We start from the raw sequence: 14,404 nt of genomic DNA on the forward strand, positions 1-14,404 counted from the left end.
GTCTTATCGGCGCCTTTTCTTTTTATGAACGAATCAAATTAGGTTACGTGGTAACAATATACACAAACAAAATATTCGCACCCTTAATGACGAAATGATATACTTTAAAAGAGTTAAATGGAATTGTAAGAAGGAGGAATAAGAGAATGGCAATTGTAGCAGCTACTGATCAAACCTTTTCTGAAGAAACAGGCGGCGGACTCGTTCTAGCTGACTTTTGGGCACCTTGGTGTGGTCCATGTAAGATGATTGCTCCAGTTTTAGAAGAAATAGATTCTGAAATGAGTGGTAAAGTTAAAATTGTAAAGCTTGATGTAGATGAAAATCAAGAAACAGCTAGTAAATTTGGAGTTATGAGTATTCCGACGTTGCTCTTTTTTAAGGGTGGAAATGTAGTAGAACAAGTGGTTGGTTTCCAACCAAAAGAAGCATTAGTTGAGCTTATTAATAAGCACGCATAAGTTTTGCGTTAAAGACAGCCGTTCAATGGCTGTCTTTTTTACAAGATAAGAAAATTTGTCTAGCTCCAGCGAACAAGCTTCATCGAGTAATCTTCGGAGTTTTTGCCCCGAGTAATCGCACAAAGGAAAGCTACGTAGAGCTACTTCATAGAAACAAGTGCTTTTCTTGTTTCGAAGGGCGCTTGCGCTTTTCTTATACTATCAGAATTTATAACTTTAGTCGGTTGATAGTATAAGTAAAACTGTGTCTTTCGCCATTCAGACTTGCACTCCAGAGTATAAGGGCTTCTAAGAAAGCAAAATACACTTTCGCGAATCCTTTTAACGATAAACCAAGTTATTCTAGCTATTAAAGTTGTCCTTCGGTTCTTTTTGAAAACAGGTTATAATAGACGGAAGGAGGGAGTGAGAGGATTGAAGGAGCATCTAAGATCTAAGTTAGCTGTTCTCCCAGATCAACCAGGTTGTTACTTAATGAAAGATCATAAAGGAACAGTTATTTATGTAGGAAAAGCAAAAATTTTAAAGAATCGAGTTCGCTCTTATTTTACTGGAGCTCATGATGGGAAAACTTTACGTCTTGTGCAAGAGATAGACGATTTCGAATATATTGTAACCTCCTCTGAAATGGAAGCTCTTATCCTTGAAATGAACTTAATTAAAAAATATGATCCGAAATACAATGTACTACTCAAGGATGACAAGACCTATCCATATATTAAAATCACGGCAGAGGAACAACCAAGATTGCTGGTCACACGCCAAGTGAAAAGAGATAAAGGGAAATATTTCGGCCCTTATCCTAACGTATATGCTGCAAGAGAGACAAAAAAACTACTCGATCGATTATATCCATTAAGAAAGTGCTCTACAATGCCTGAGCGGGTTTGCCTGTACTATCATATGAAACAATGCTTGGCACCTTGTGTGAATAACATATCTAAAGAAACGAATCGGCAAATTGCACAAGAAATTAGCCGATTTTTAAATGGTGGACATAAGCAGGTTAAAGAAGATTTATCAAAAAAAATGCTCGAGGCGTCAGAGAATTTAGATTTTGAAAGAGCAAAGGAATATAGAGATCAGATACAACATATTGAATCTGTTATGGAACAGCAAAAAGTGACTATTAATGATCAAGTAGATCGTGATATTTTTGCCTACGCTATCGATAAAGGGTGGATGTGTGTTCAAGTCTTTTTTGTGAGAAGCGGAAAGCTGATTGAACGTGATGTGGCATTATTTCCTTTTTTTGATAGTCCGGAAGAGACATTTCATAGCTATATTGGACGGTTTTATATCCATCAGAATCACCCTAAACCATATGAAATCCATGTTCCGGTTGAAGCGGATCGCGAGTTATTGAATCGTGTGCTAGATGTTCAAGTCAAAACACCAATCAGAGGTAGAAATAAAGAACTTGTCCAATTGGCCAAGAAAAATGCACAGATAGCTTTAAAAGAAAAGTTTTTTCTTATTGAAAAGGATGAAGAGAGGACAATAAAAGCGGTAGAGCAGTTAGGAGATCATCTGCATATTGAGACTCCTCACCGAATTGAAGCCTTCGACAATTCGAATATTCAAGGAACTTCTCCTGTTTCAGCAATGGTGGTTTTTATTGATGGACGCCCTAACAAAAAGGAGTATCGTAAATACAAAGTAAAGACAGTAAAAGGCCCTGATGATTACGAAACGATGCGCGAAGTTATTCGCAGGCGCTACCAAAGGGTATTAAAAGAAAACTTACCTTTACCTGACCTTGTATTGATTGATGGAGGAAAAGGGCAAATGAAAGCTGCTACAGAGGTATTAGAGGATGAACTGAGTTTAGATATCCCTGTCTGTGGACTTGCCAAGGATGATAAACACCGGACAAGTGAATTATTGTACGGATCTCCACCCGCTGTTGTGGAACTTTCAAGAAAATCTCAAGCTTTTTATTTAGTTCAACGGATTCAAGATGAGGTGCATCGTTTTGCTATTTCCTTTCACCGACAAGTTCGTGGAAAAGGAACGATTCAATCCAAATTGGACCAAATACCAGGAGTAGGAGAAAAACGGAGAAGAATGCTCCTACGACATTTTGGTTCACTTAAGAAAATTAAAGAATCCGATGTGAAGGATTTAACGGCAGCTGGGATTCCCCAACAAGTTGCAGAAAGCATTTTAGAATATCTAAGTAAATCACAAGAAAATATAGATCTAAAGGATTAATAAAAAGATGATTCCTCGGGCTTGAGGAATCATCTTTTTTACAAGATAAGAAGATACCAGCGAAAAAGCTTCCTAGAATAATCTTCGAAGCTTTTGCCCCGAGTAATCGCACAAAGGAAAGCTACATAGCGCTACTTCACAGAAACAAGAGCTTTTCTTGTTTCGAGGGGAAGCCTATCGACTAGAGTCGGTTCCCTCCTCTCCATCGATAAGTCAACATCGATGAAGGAGGTTCGGTTAAAACCGCGACATCGTGTTGGGACTGCGATTACTTGTCCCACCGAAATGATTTGCAACGCCTACGTGACCCACATCCTGTGGGCCTCACCGCCTTACGTCAATGATCAAGGGCGCTTGCGCTTTTCTTAATTGTTTTCTCTTTTGCTCGCATATGTTCTAGTGCACGTGGTGGTTGCTAGCACTTAAATGAAAAAGTAGGCAGGCAATTTGAAAAGGTGAGGTTATTGGGGCTTACTGTTTCCCAGTACTTGTCTCTGCTTGCCCTACTTACTTTCTAACTCTCAACTAACACTTCAAAGACTACAGTGTTCTTATTTTTTACCTCAAAGTTAGCTTCTGTTTGTCTGCCGGTAATTAATCGGATCTGCTCAGCAATAAATCCACATTCTAAACGATAATTTATTGGCTGTTCATAATTATTACGGACATCAATAATAGGACCTGTCAGTTCGTAAGAATAAAGAGTCTTTTTTTCTTTTAACAACTTCAAGTCTCCCCATCCTACTTGTTTAAAAAAATACGGAAGCTCATCTAAAATGTTTAGTGGAAATTTTCTTGCTAAATTTTTCCCCATATAATACAAGATCTTATTTGCGTCTTGTCCTAAGAGATCAGGTAATGCGATATGTCTTAGAAGCTCATGACCAGCTAAGGGCCCAGTGATTCCTGATAATTGATATAAGTCAAAGGTACGTTTTTCTTTTTTCATGTAATCAGCCTCATCCCTTTCTGTTTCTATTTTCTATTGTTTGCGGGATCTTGTGAACCTCTCCAACTAATTGCTTACCAATTTGATGGAGCATCCCTTATCTTGAATACAGTACAAAACAAGCACGATTAAGCCCCCTCGGTGACTTCATTGCCTGATGAAGACTAATTAACGAAGATAAAGTTTGAGATGTTCTTTTTGCCAATACAGGAACTTTTGCCTACAAGGACAACCGTGAATTTTCAGACATGGATTTTTGATATGCTCGAATAAAATAACGAGCTGCTATATTATAACTTGCTGACAGATCAGCATGATAGATCTTTCCCGTAATGAAAGTGGCAAGGTCTTTTTTACAAGATATTTGTTTCTGTAACCATTAATCGACCCAACCAGATGGATGTTATACTTTACGCAATTTATTCGTTAATCGAAACAAACGGTCTTTTTCTTTTTCTTCGTTATAAATGAATAGGGTTTCATCAAAAATATGAGAATGATTGGTAATTTTATGGCCTAGTGTTTTTGCGACTTCCATCATTAACCCCCATTACCAAAACATATGTTCTATGACGAAGTATACCATATAGATGTTTTAGTTGTAAACGTAAAAAGATATGACTGATGACAAAAAGAATCGGCATGCTTATTACAAGTTAACGTACCACTTAGTTGTAGTGACGAAATATAGGCATAAATGTATTTTTGAAGACATAATGAATAGATGGAAACAAATCACACTAGAATTATTTAAAAAGTGGGATTGTGAACTTCTCGAAATGAATGGAGAATCAGATCATGTAGACCTGCTATTTGACGCACCGACTCAGAATAATCTAGCAAACACGATCAACACAGGTATAAAACAGTCACCTCTCGTAATGTAAGAAAAGAGTTCCCGAAGGAACTTGAAAAATATTATTGGAAATCTTATTTCTGGAGTAGAAGTTATATGATTTTAACCACACGCGGATCAACAATTGACGTAATTAAAAATATAGAAAAGCAAGGTGAGTAAGACCTTAGCGCCTAACCCCCACTAAATCAAGATTTTGAAGGGGAATGAAGCGCTGATTTTTTGTTTAATCTTTCATTCCTCTTTTTTCTCATGATTTTTTTGAAAATGAAATGAATTTTCAAAAAAATGCGAAAGCATAAACTATTGACACTTGATTTCTTGACGCTTTTTAAGGATAGAAGTACAATAAATGTGTTACAAAATATCCATTTGTCGAGATAATAAAAAGCAGTATAAAAGTGTTGGAAACCTATCCCAACTTTTTTTATTGAAATTAAAGCGCTTTTATTATTTTGAAATAATGGGGGGAGAAAGATTTTTCAAATCATGAGGGGGGTAACAGATGGCTCAAGATCGTGAATTTCAAATGCGTAGGCTCCATTCTTTGCTAGGGGTAATTCCAATTGGAATATTTTTAGTCCAACATCTAGTGGTCAATAATTTTGCTACTAGAGGACCAGAGGCATTTAATGCGGCTGCTGGTTTTATGGAAAGTTTACCTTTTAGGTATTTCTTAGAAGTATTTATTATCTTTTTACCATTATTGTACCATGCGATCTATGGGGTGTACATTGCATTAACAGCTAAAAACAATTTAAGTAGGTATGGTTTCTTTAGAAACTGGATGTTTTATTTGCAACGCCTAACAGGAATCATAACTCTTATATTTGTAGTATGGCATGTCTGGGGAACGCGTATTGCAATTGGGTTAGGGAGAGCGGAATTAGACTATTCCTTAATGGCTGACATTTTTTCTAGTCCGTTTATGCTTGTGTTTTACATAGTTGGGGTCGTTTCTACAATTTTCCACTTTTCGAATGGACTTTGGTCATTTCTTGTTAGCTGGGGAATCGCGCAATCTCCACGTTCGCAACTATATGCAACTTATTTTTCAATGATAGTCTTTGTTTTACTGACATATGTCGGACTAACAGCTATTTTTGCCTTTGTATAAAATGATTGAACTAATAATGTAGGCAGTTATAAATAGGGGAGTGAGTAGTATGAGTAACCGTAATATCGTTATCGTCGGTGGTGGTCTTGCAGGTTTAATGGCTGCAATCAAAGTTGCTGAAGCTGGCGCACATGTTGATTTGTTATCAATTGTTCCTGTAAAGCGTTCTCACTCTGTATGTGCCCAAGGTGGAATTAACGGAGCGGTAAATACAAAAGGAGAAGGGGATTCTCCATGGGAACACTTAGACGATACAGTTTATGGTGGAGACTTCTTAGCGAATCAACCACCTGTTAAAGCAATGTGTGAAGCTGCACCAAGTATTATTCATATGTTGGACCGTATGGGGGTTATGTTTAATCGTACACCGGAAGGACTCTTAGATTTTAGAAGATTCGGAGGTACTCAACATCACCGTACAGCATTTGCTGGTGCTACGACTGGGCAGCAATTGTTGTATGCATTAGATGAACAGGTTCGTCGTTATGAAGTGGAAGGACTTGTTACGAAATATGAAGGATGGGAATTCTTATCTGCTGTAATTGATGAAGAAGGTGTGGGGCGAGGAGTTGTTGCTCAAAACCTTTACTCTCATGAAATAAAAGCATTTAAGGCAGACGCCACAATTATTGCTTCTGGCGGTCCTGGAATTATTTTTGGAAAATCAACGAACTCTGTTATTAACACAGGTTCTGCTGCTTCGGCTTTATATCAGCAAGGGGTACACTATGCAAATGGAGAGTTTATTCAAATTCATCCAACAGCAATTCCAGGTGACGATAAATTACGTTTAATGAGTGAATCTGCACGTGGAGAAGGTGGACGTGTATGGACTTATAAAGATGGGGAGCCTTGGTACTTCCTAGAGGAGAAATATCCAGCCTATGGAAACCTTGTTCCAAGGGATATAGCAACTCGTGAAATCTTTGATGTATGTGTCAATCAAAAACTTGGAATTAATGGAGAGAACATGGTCTATCTTGACCTTTCTCATAAAGATCCGAAAGAATTGGATATAAAGCTTGGTGGAATTATTGAAATTTATGAGAAGTTTATGGGGGATGACCCACGTAAGGTACCAATGAAAATTTTCCCTGCCGTTCACTATTCTATGGGAGGACTTTGGGTAGATTTTGACCAAATGACGAATATACCAGGAATTTTGGCAGCAGGTGAATGTGACTATTCACAACATGGGGCTAACCGTCTGGGTGCTAACTCTCTTCTTTCATCTATTTATGGAGGAATGGTTGCAGGACCTAATGCTATTAAATATATCGATGGTTTAGAAAAATCTGCGGAAGACATAAGTGATAGCATCTTTGATAAGCAACTTCAATATGAGCAAGAAAAGTTTGATCGTATTTTGGCGATGGATGGTGATGAGAACGCCTATGTTATCCATAAAGAGCTTGGAGAATGGATGACAGATAACGTTACTGTTGTTCGTGAAAATTCTAAGTTGTTACAGACCGATGAAAAGATACAAGAACTATTAGAACGATTTGAAAAAATTAATGTAAATGACACAATGAGGTGGAGTAACCAAGGGGCTATGTTTGTTCGTCAATTGGAAAACATGCTTCATCTAGCACGTGTTATTACGATTGGTGCATATAACCGTAACGAGAGTCGTGGAGCTCACTATAAACCAGAGTTTCCAGACCGTAACGATGACGAATGGTTGAAGACAACTATTGCAACCTTTGATCCTGAAAATAAAGCTCCTGTTTTCACATATGAAGATGTGGATGTCTCCTTAATAAAGCCTCGTAAACGAGACTATACGAAGAAAAAAGGGGGTAAATAAACATGAGTGAAAAGAAAGTAATAACCCTCATGATTCAAAGGCAGGATAATCCCGAATCAGCTCCGTATGAGGAAACGTTTGAAGTTCCATATAGAGAAAATATGAATGTCATATCTGCTTTAATGGAAATTCGTAGAAATCCTGTAAACAGTAAAGGGGAGAAAACCACCCCTGTATTTTGGGATATGAACTGTTTAGAGGAAGTTTGTGGAGCCTGTTCTATGGTTATTAATGGGAAAGCTCGTCAATCTTGTACTGCTTTAGTCGATCAATTGGAACAACCAATCCGCCTTGAGCCAATGAGAACATTCCCGGTTCAGCGTGACCTAGCCGTAGACCGTAGTAGAATGTTTGATTCATTGAAAAAAGTAAAAGCATGGATTCCTATTGATGGAACTTATGATTTAGGACCTGGGCCAAGAATGCCAGAAACAAAAAGACAATGGGCTTACGAATTGTCTAAATGTATGACATGTGGGGTCTGCTTAGAAGCTTGTCCAAATGTAAATAGTAAATCAGATTTTATTGGACCACAGTCTCTTTCTCAAGTTCGTTTATTTAATGCACATCCAACTGGAGAAATGAATAAAGCGGAACGTCTTCAAACCATTATGGGAGATGGAGGACTAGCTAATTGTGGAAATTCACAAAACTGTGTTCAATCATGTCCAAAAGGTATTCCTTTAACGACATCTATTGCTGCTCTAAATAGAGATGCAAGTATTCAATCATTTAGAAATTTCTTTGGAAGTGATCGATAAAATATTTGGATCCCCGTGATTGTGTTCACGGGGATCTTTTTAAAAGATAAAGTATAAAATTCGTCTAGCTCCAGCGCCCTATCGACTAGAGACGGTTCCCTCCTCTCCATCGATAAGTCAACATCGATGATGGAGGTTCGGTTAAAAACGCGACATCCGATTACTAGGCCCACCGAAAACATTTGTCGCAACACCGAACTGACTCGCAGGATGCGAGCCCTCGTGAACCGTGTTTCCTTTGGGCCTACACGATGTAGGTCACCACACGATGTGACGGCTTTAGCCGACGATCCTTAATATCGATGAGGTCCACCGCCTTACGTCGATGATCAAGGGCGCTTGCGCTTTTCTTATGCTAAAACAGTAAAAAGTCTTTTGAAAAAGTGTAACAGTATCTTAATCTTTCTCATAGTATACAATGACTAAATAACTACCCTTCTCCATGCAGCTTTCAATAGCAAGGAGGGTTTAGCCTTTGAAAGACGGAGACTATAAGCAGAAGCAACTATTAACCAAAAGAGAGAAAGAGGTCTTTGAATTGCTTGTTCAAGACAAGACGACGAAAGATATTGCACAAGAACTATTTATTTCAGAAAAGACCGTCCGAAACCATATTTCAAATGCGATACAGAAGTTAGGTGTAAAGGGGCGCTCGCAGGCAGTTGTGGAGCTTCTGCGCATGGGAGAACTTACACTGTAAGAAGGTCTAGCTTATGATATGATGTTTCGCTTCAGTCGTCGAAGGTCTACATTTAAAAATCCTTTGCACGTATGCAAAGGATTTTTTCCTTTTGAAAGTTTTTATCTAAATAAACAACCTCTTATATTTCTATAAGGAAAAAAAGTTGCAATTTATGCTTAAAAAAGCAACAATAAAGTCATATCCTACTGGAGGTGTCAGTGTTGAATCCAACAATTAAGGAATCAGATACAATTATCGAAATAGAAAAGAATCTACGTTCTATTTCTTCTATGATAAAACAGAATGGTAGGGAAATTTTGCAAAATTACCCTATCACACCTCCACAGTTTGTTGCTCTTCAATGGCTATTGGAGTATGGGGCAATGACTATCGGTGATTTATCTCAAAAAATGTATTTTGCATATAGCACTACTACTGATCTAGTAGATAGAATGGAAAAAAACGAACTTGTAATGAGAAAGAAAGATTCTAAAGATCGAAGAGTAGTCCAAATACATCTTTTAGAAAAAGGGAAAAAGATCATTCAAGAAGTTGTGGCTAAAAGACAGGAATACCTAACAACTATTCTTGAAGGTTTTTCAGAAGAGGAAACAAGGAATATCCAAGACATACTTTCAAAACTCCAAAGAGAGATGGAGAAAGGGACATAATTTATATAATAAAGAAAAGGCTGGTTATACAAGAGACATTCACCGCTCTTGTATAACCAGCCTTTTTTTGATTTTTATGAACAGGTTAATCAAAGATTAAAAAGATTTGTGCTTCATAAAGGTGATGAGGAATATTTTTATTCCCTCTCTTACGCAATCTGTAAATTTTTTTATAGAAGCTTGGTCTATTTTTTTAGATAACTCGTATACATGATAGTACAAACCATCTTTGGGAGGGAAAGAAATGCAAAAAAAGATATGGATTGGATTCGCGAGCTTGGTCTTAAGCTTACTCTTATTGACCGGGTGTGGATTTGAGGGGGAAGAAGGATTGGAAAACATGGATCCACCTCAAGGAAATGTGAACAATGGTGCTGAAGATACAGAAAACAACAATAATAATACAGGGGACAATGACGGTGATGTGGAGGGAGAGTCATTAAATGACGTGATGAGAACCCTCTATTTAATTGATTCAAACGGATTGGTAGTACCTCAATCCCTTCCCCTTCCATTAGACGAATCTAAAGCTGTAGCAAAGCAATCTTTAGAATATTTGGTGAAAGGTGGACCTGTCACCGCCTTATTACCAAATGGATTTGAAGCGGTGCTGCCAGCTGGAACTGAAATTAACGGCGTGAATTTAAAAGAAGATGGAACTCTAGTCGTAGATTTTTCTAATGAATTTGGTGAGTATCGTGCAGAAGACGAACTGGCAATTCTACAGGCGGTAACTCATACTCTTACGCAGTTTGACACTGTCAAACAAGTCAAACTTCAGATTAATGGATATGATCTTGAAGCAATGCCGGTAAATAATACACCAATTTCAAAAGGACTTTCAAAAACTAGTGGAATTAACATCCATTCAGAGGATGTTACAAATTTAGTGGGTAGTGAAGCAGTGACTGTTTATTATCCAGCTCAAAATGGGGCTTCCATGTATTACGTACCAGTGACCACACATGTAGAAGAGAAAGAAAACATCTATGCTTCCATCGTAGAAAAATTAATTGCAGGGCCTGGATTAAACTTACCATTACTAAATGTCTTTAATGATGGAGTTAAGCTTGTTGAGGAACCATCATACAACGATGGTATTGTTGGATTAACTTTCAATGAATCCATTTTAAATCTTTATGATGAACCTTCGATTGCGGAAGAAGTCGTAGAAACTCTTGTTCTTTCCTTGACTGAACAACCAGGTGTAGAAGGTGTTCAAATTGAAGTGGAAAATATGGAAAGCACGGAGTTTGCTGATGGTGTCGATCTTTCTAAGCCTGTAACAAGACCAGTGATGATCAATACAGGGAGTTATTAAATCCTATTCTTCAGAAGACAGTTCATTGAGCTGTCTTCTTTTTTAAATTGCATGAAAGCATAAAATCTGTCTAGCTTCAGCGGAAAAGTTTTATTGAGTCATTTTCTCAGTTTTTGTTCCGAGAGAAAAAGGCATAACTTTTCGAGGATGTAGGTCAAGCTAACGAAAGCGGACGATGTGGAAATTTCAGCCGACGATCCTTGTTCACGATTTCAGGCCACCTCCTTACTTCGATGGCCACAAGAAATACTTCTGAGAATTTACTTCGTAGAAACAAGTGCTTTTCTTGTTTCGAAGGGCGCTTGCGCTTTACTTATTTTTTCGTTGGAAATGCTTAGTTGGTGACCAAAATTAATTTTTTAAACGTGGTTAACATAATACAATTGGAAATTCGTTCTTTTTTTTGGTAAGTTATGTGTAGTGATAAAAGTAATTCATAGATTTAGACGTTTGAAGGAGGAAAATACATATGCGAAGTGATGGCCGTTTTGTTCATGATATTAGAAATGTCCATATAGAAACTCATTATTTAAAGCATCCAGAAGGCTCTGTACTCATACATATGGGAGACACAAAAGTAATTTGTAATGCCACTATTGAAGAGCGGGTTCCACCATTTTTAAGAGGTGGTGGAAAAGGATGGGTCACTGCTGAATACTCTATGCTACCTAGAGCTACTGAAACGAGGAATATACGCGAATCATCCAAAGGAAAAGTTTCAGGAAGAACGATGGAGATACAGCGTTTAATTGGAAGAGCATTAAGGTCTGTCGTTGATCTTGAAAAGTTAGGGGAAAGAACAATCTGGATTGATTGTGATGTGATCCAAGCAGATGGCGGGACTAGAACTGCATCTATAACAGGGGCCTTTGTTGCCTTGGTTCTTGCTGCTGCTAAAAAGCTAGAGGATGGGACTATTTCTGAATGGCCAATAAAGGATTATCTTGCAGCTGTTTCTGTAGGAATTTTATCAGAAGGAACGGCTGTTGTTGATCTATGTTATGAAGAAGATAGTCAAGCCAACGTAGATATGAATATTGTAATGACGGGAAGTGGAGAATTTGTTGAAATCCAGGGAACAGGTGAAGAGGCAACTTTTTCCCAAACACAGCTTCAAGAAATGTTAGAACTAGCGAATAATGGAATAAAAGAACTTTTTGAAAAACAAAAGGAAGCTTTTGGTTCAGAGCTTCAAGAGAAAATGATTTAAGAAGGTGCAAGTGAATGAATAAGCTAGTACTAGGTACTAAAAACCAAGGCAAGATTAAAGAGTTAAAGTCTCTATTTACTTCTTTTGGTATAGACGCGATAAGCATTTCAGAGATAGAAGGTCTACCAGACATTGAAGAAACAGGAAAATCTTTTGAAGAAAATGCAGCTCTTAAAGCGGAAGGTATTATGAGACATACAGGACTGCCAGCGTTAGCAGATGATTCTGGCCTAGAGGTTGATGCACTAAATGGGGAACCAGGAATTTTTTCTGCCCGGTATGCTGGCAGTGAAAAGGATGATCAAAAAAACATAGACAAGCTTCTACAAGAATTAAAAGATGTTCCCGCAGAAAAACGTCAAGCAAGGTTTGTGTGTGTAATTGCTGTTAGTTTCCCTAACGAAGAAACTCTATTAAGAAGCGGGACCTGTGAAGGAATGATTGCCTTTGAGCAAAAAGGGGATCATGGATTTGGTTATGATCCTGTTTTTTATCTACCAGATTTAAATAAAACAATGGCTGAATTAACTCCTGAAGAGAAGAACAAGATCAGTCATAGAAGCCGTGCACTACAAAAGGTGGCACAATGGTTTGAATCTAGGGGAGAAGGAAGATGACAAGTTTTTTAGTTATGAGTGATACACATGGTTTAACCAATGAAATTGAAAAGATAAAGAAACGTCATTCTTTCGATTTTTTGATTCATTGCGGAGATTCGGAATTAGACTTTCGTTCAAAGGAAATGGAAGGGTTTCTTAAAGTGAGAGGAAATTGTGACTTTGACTCCAATTATCCCAATGAAGTGATAGAAGAAGTGGACGGTTTAAAGCTATTTGTCACCCATGGGCATCTGTTTAACATAAAATCTAGTCCATTGGCATTGTCCTATCGGGGAGACGAGGTGCAAGCTAAGTTAATATGCTTTGGTCATACTCATATTGCTGGATCTGAGTGGATTGATGGGAAAGTATTTTTAAATCCGGGAAGTGTACGTCTTCCAAGAGGAAAGTACCCGGCATCATATTCAGTATTATACTGGGATAATAGTGGTAGGGAACTGAATGTTGAGTTTAGGGATTTGGAAGGTAATTTAATTGAGGGATTAAGTGAAGTTTATAAGTTATAACTATTTAGGACTTCTTCTTGTTAGAAGGAGTCCTTTTATAAAGAATTTTTATGATTTTTTTCTTGTAAGTTTATTTAAATTAGTTTATTATAATAATGCTGTTGAAATTTCTTCTTTTAATTTAGGTTGACAAAGAATCCTATAAATTATATAATGATTTTTGTCTCTCCAAGAAGATTGATGATCTTAATTATAAAATGCGGGTGTAGTTACGAGCGATTACTTTTTATGAATTAGCTGCGAGTTGCTCCGAAGTACCCATCATCAGTGAATATGCTAGAAGATGCAAAGACATTGAAATTGCGTGAGTAATTTAAAATAAATAACTAATAAAATGCGGGTGTAGTTTAGTGGTAAAACCTCAGCCTTCCAAGCTGATGTCGTGGGTTCGATTCCCATCACCCGCTCCAACAAGCAAAACAACACTGAAAAAGCAACAAGTTGTCCCAAAGCATCCATCATCTTGAATAAGCTAGAAGATGCAGGGACAGGAATAAACAAATTAACTATAGATGTCCCAGTAGCTCAGCAACAAGCAAAACAACACTGAATAAGCAACAAGTTGTCCCGAAGCATCCATCATCTTGAATAAGCTAGAAGATGCAGGGACAGGAATAAACAAATTAACTATAGATGTCCCAGTAGCTCAGCAACAAGCAAAACAACACTGAATAAGCAACAAGTTGTCCCGAAGCATCCATCATCTTGAATAAGCTAGAAGATGCAGGGACAGGAATAAACAAATTAACTATAGATGTCCCAGTAGCTCAGCAACAAGCAAAACAACACTGAATAAGCAACAAGTTGTCCCGAAGCATCCATCATCTTGAATAAGCTAGAAGATGCAGGGACAGGAATAAACAAATTAACTATAGATGTCCCAGTAGCTCAGCAACAAGCAAAACAACACTGAATAAGCAACAAGTTGTCCCGAAGCATCCATCATCTTGAATAAGCTAGAAGATGCAGGGACAGGAATAAACAAATTAACTATAGATGTCCCAGTAGCTCAGCAACAAGCAAAACATCACTGAATAAGCAACAAGTTGTCCCGAAGCATCCATCATCTTGAATAAGCTAGAAGATGCAGGGACAGGAATAAACAAATTAACTATAGATGTCCCAGTAGCTCAGCAGGATAGAGCAACGGCCTTCTAAGCCGTCGGTCGGGAGTTCGAATCTCTCCTGGGACGCCATTACATAACAGTTTAACCCTTGATATGACA

General features: G+C 37.8%; 14 protein-coding genes, 2 tRNA genes and 1 pseudogene. 15 read left to right on the forward strand and 2 right to left on the reverse strand.

Annotation, left to right across the window (positions count from 1 at the left end; genetic code table 11):
* Nucleotides 1-146: 146 nt before the first annotated feature.
* Together trxA and uvrC are read left to right on the forward strand one after the other, a co-directional pair.
* The gene (trxA, locus tag RZN25_02620) at nucleotides 147-461 is read left to right on the forward strand and encodes a thioredoxin (protein MEQ6375726.1); all 315 of its coding nucleotides are present in this window, start codon (nucleotides 147-149) and stop codon (nucleotides 459-461) included.
* 414 nt (nucleotides 462-875) lie between these two features.
* Entirely contained in the window at nucleotides 876-2,675 is a 1,800-nt protein-coding gene (uvrC, locus tag RZN25_02625) for an excinuclease ABC subunit UvrC (protein ID MEQ6375727.1), read from the forward strand.
* 514 nt (nucleotides 2,676-3,189) lie between these two features.
* On the opposite strand, the gene RZN25_02630 is transcribed toward uvrC, so the two are convergent.
* A complete protein-coding gene (locus RZN25_02630) occupies nucleotides 3,190-3,624 on the reverse strand; it encodes a DUF2507 domain-containing protein (protein MEQ6375728.1) in 435 nt (144 codons plus the stop codon).
* Nucleotides 3,625-4,027: 403 nt separating this feature from the next.
* A complete protein-coding gene (locus RZN25_02635; GenBank protein MEQ6375729.1) occupies nucleotides 4,028-4,162 on the reverse strand; it encodes a hypothetical protein in 135 nt (44 codons plus the stop codon).
* A gap of 79 nt (nucleotides 4,163-4,241) precedes the next feature.
* Between RZN25_02635 and tnpA the strand changes: the two genes are divergently transcribed.
* From tnpA to RZN25_02700, 13 genes and pseudogenes are all read left to right on the forward strand, one after another.
* Nucleotides 4,242-4,511 (forward strand): IS200/IS605 family transposase, encoded by a 270-nt coding sequence (gene tnpA / locus RZN25_02640; GenBank protein ID MEQ6375730.1) that lies wholly within the window; start codon nucleotides 4,242-4,244, stop codon nucleotides 4,509-4,511.
* Nucleotides 4,512-4,537: 26 nt separating this feature from the next.
* Nucleotides 4,538-4,642 (forward strand): annotated as a pseudogene (locus RZN25_02645) (IS200/IS605 family transposase).
* Nucleotides 4,643-4,985: 343 nt separating this feature from the next.
* Nucleotides 4,986-5,597 (forward strand): succinate dehydrogenase cytochrome b558 subunit, encoded by a 612-nt coding sequence (locus tag RZN25_02650; GenBank protein ID MEQ6375731.1) that lies wholly within the window; start codon nucleotides 4,986-4,988, stop codon nucleotides 5,595-5,597.
* A gap of 49 nt (nucleotides 5,598-5,646) precedes the next feature.
* A complete protein-coding gene (sdhA, locus tag RZN25_02655) occupies nucleotides 5,647-7,407 on the forward strand; it encodes a succinate dehydrogenase flavoprotein subunit (GenBank protein ID MEQ6375732.1) in 1,761 nt (586 codons plus the stop codon).
* A 2-nt stretch (nucleotides 7,408-7,409) separates the two neighbouring features.
* Nucleotides 7,410-8,168 carry a succinate dehydrogenase iron-sulfur subunit gene (gene sdhB / locus RZN25_02660; protein MEQ6375733.1) on the forward strand — a complete coding sequence of 253 codons (759 nt, stop codon included), beginning with the start codon at nucleotides 7,410-7,412 and terminating at the stop codon, nucleotides 8,166-8,168.
* A 475-nt stretch (nucleotides 8,169-8,643) separates the two neighbouring features.
* Entirely contained in the window at nucleotides 8,644-8,868 is a 225-nt protein-coding gene (locus RZN25_02665; protein ID MEQ6375734.1) for a LuxR C-terminal-related transcriptional regulator, read from the forward strand.
* A 272-nt stretch (nucleotides 8,869-9,140) separates the two neighbouring features.
* The gene (locus tag RZN25_02670; GenBank protein MEQ6375735.1) at nucleotides 9,141-9,521 is read left to right on the forward strand and encodes a MarR family transcriptional regulator; all 381 of its coding nucleotides are present in this window, start codon (nucleotides 9,141-9,143) and stop codon (nucleotides 9,519-9,521) included.
* A 244-nt stretch (nucleotides 9,522-9,765) separates the two neighbouring features.
* A complete protein-coding gene (locus tag RZN25_02675; GenBank protein MEQ6375736.1) occupies nucleotides 9,766-10,842 on the forward strand; it encodes a GerMN domain-containing protein in 1,077 nt (358 codons plus the stop codon).
* Nucleotides 10,843-11,311: 469 nt separating this feature from the next.
* Nucleotides 11,312-12,052, forward strand: coding sequence for a ribonuclease PH (rph, locus tag RZN25_02680; protein MEQ6375737.1), 741 nt, complete (start codon nucleotides 11,312-11,314; stop codon nucleotides 12,050-12,052).
* A gap of 14 nt (nucleotides 12,053-12,066) precedes the next feature.
* Nucleotides 12,067-12,669, forward strand: a complete 603-nt coding sequence (locus RZN25_02685) for an XTP/dITP diphosphatase (GenBank protein ID MEQ6375738.1) — start codon at nucleotides 12,067-12,069, stop codon at nucleotides 12,667-12,669.
* Nucleotides 12,666-13,178 carry a metallophosphoesterase gene (locus tag RZN25_02690; protein ID MEQ6375739.1) on the forward strand — a complete coding sequence of 171 codons (513 nt, stop codon included), beginning with the start codon at nucleotides 12,666-12,668 and terminating at the stop codon, nucleotides 13,176-13,178. Before RZN25_02685 ends, RZN25_02690 begins: the two co-directional genes overlap by 4 nt.
* Nucleotides 13,179-13,514: 336 nt before the next feature.
* Nucleotides 13,515-13,588, forward strand: a tRNA-Gly gene (locus RZN25_02695).
* A gap of 709 nt (nucleotides 13,589-14,297) precedes the next feature.
* A tRNA-Arg gene (locus tag RZN25_02700) sits at nucleotides 14,298-14,374 on the forward strand.
* Nucleotides 14,375-14,404 lie beyond the last annotated feature (30 nt).

This window comes from Bacillaceae bacterium S4-13-56 (genome assembly GCA_040191315.1).
Classification (GTDB): domain Bacteria; phylum Bacillota; class Bacilli; order Bacillales; family JAWJLM01; genus JAWJLM01.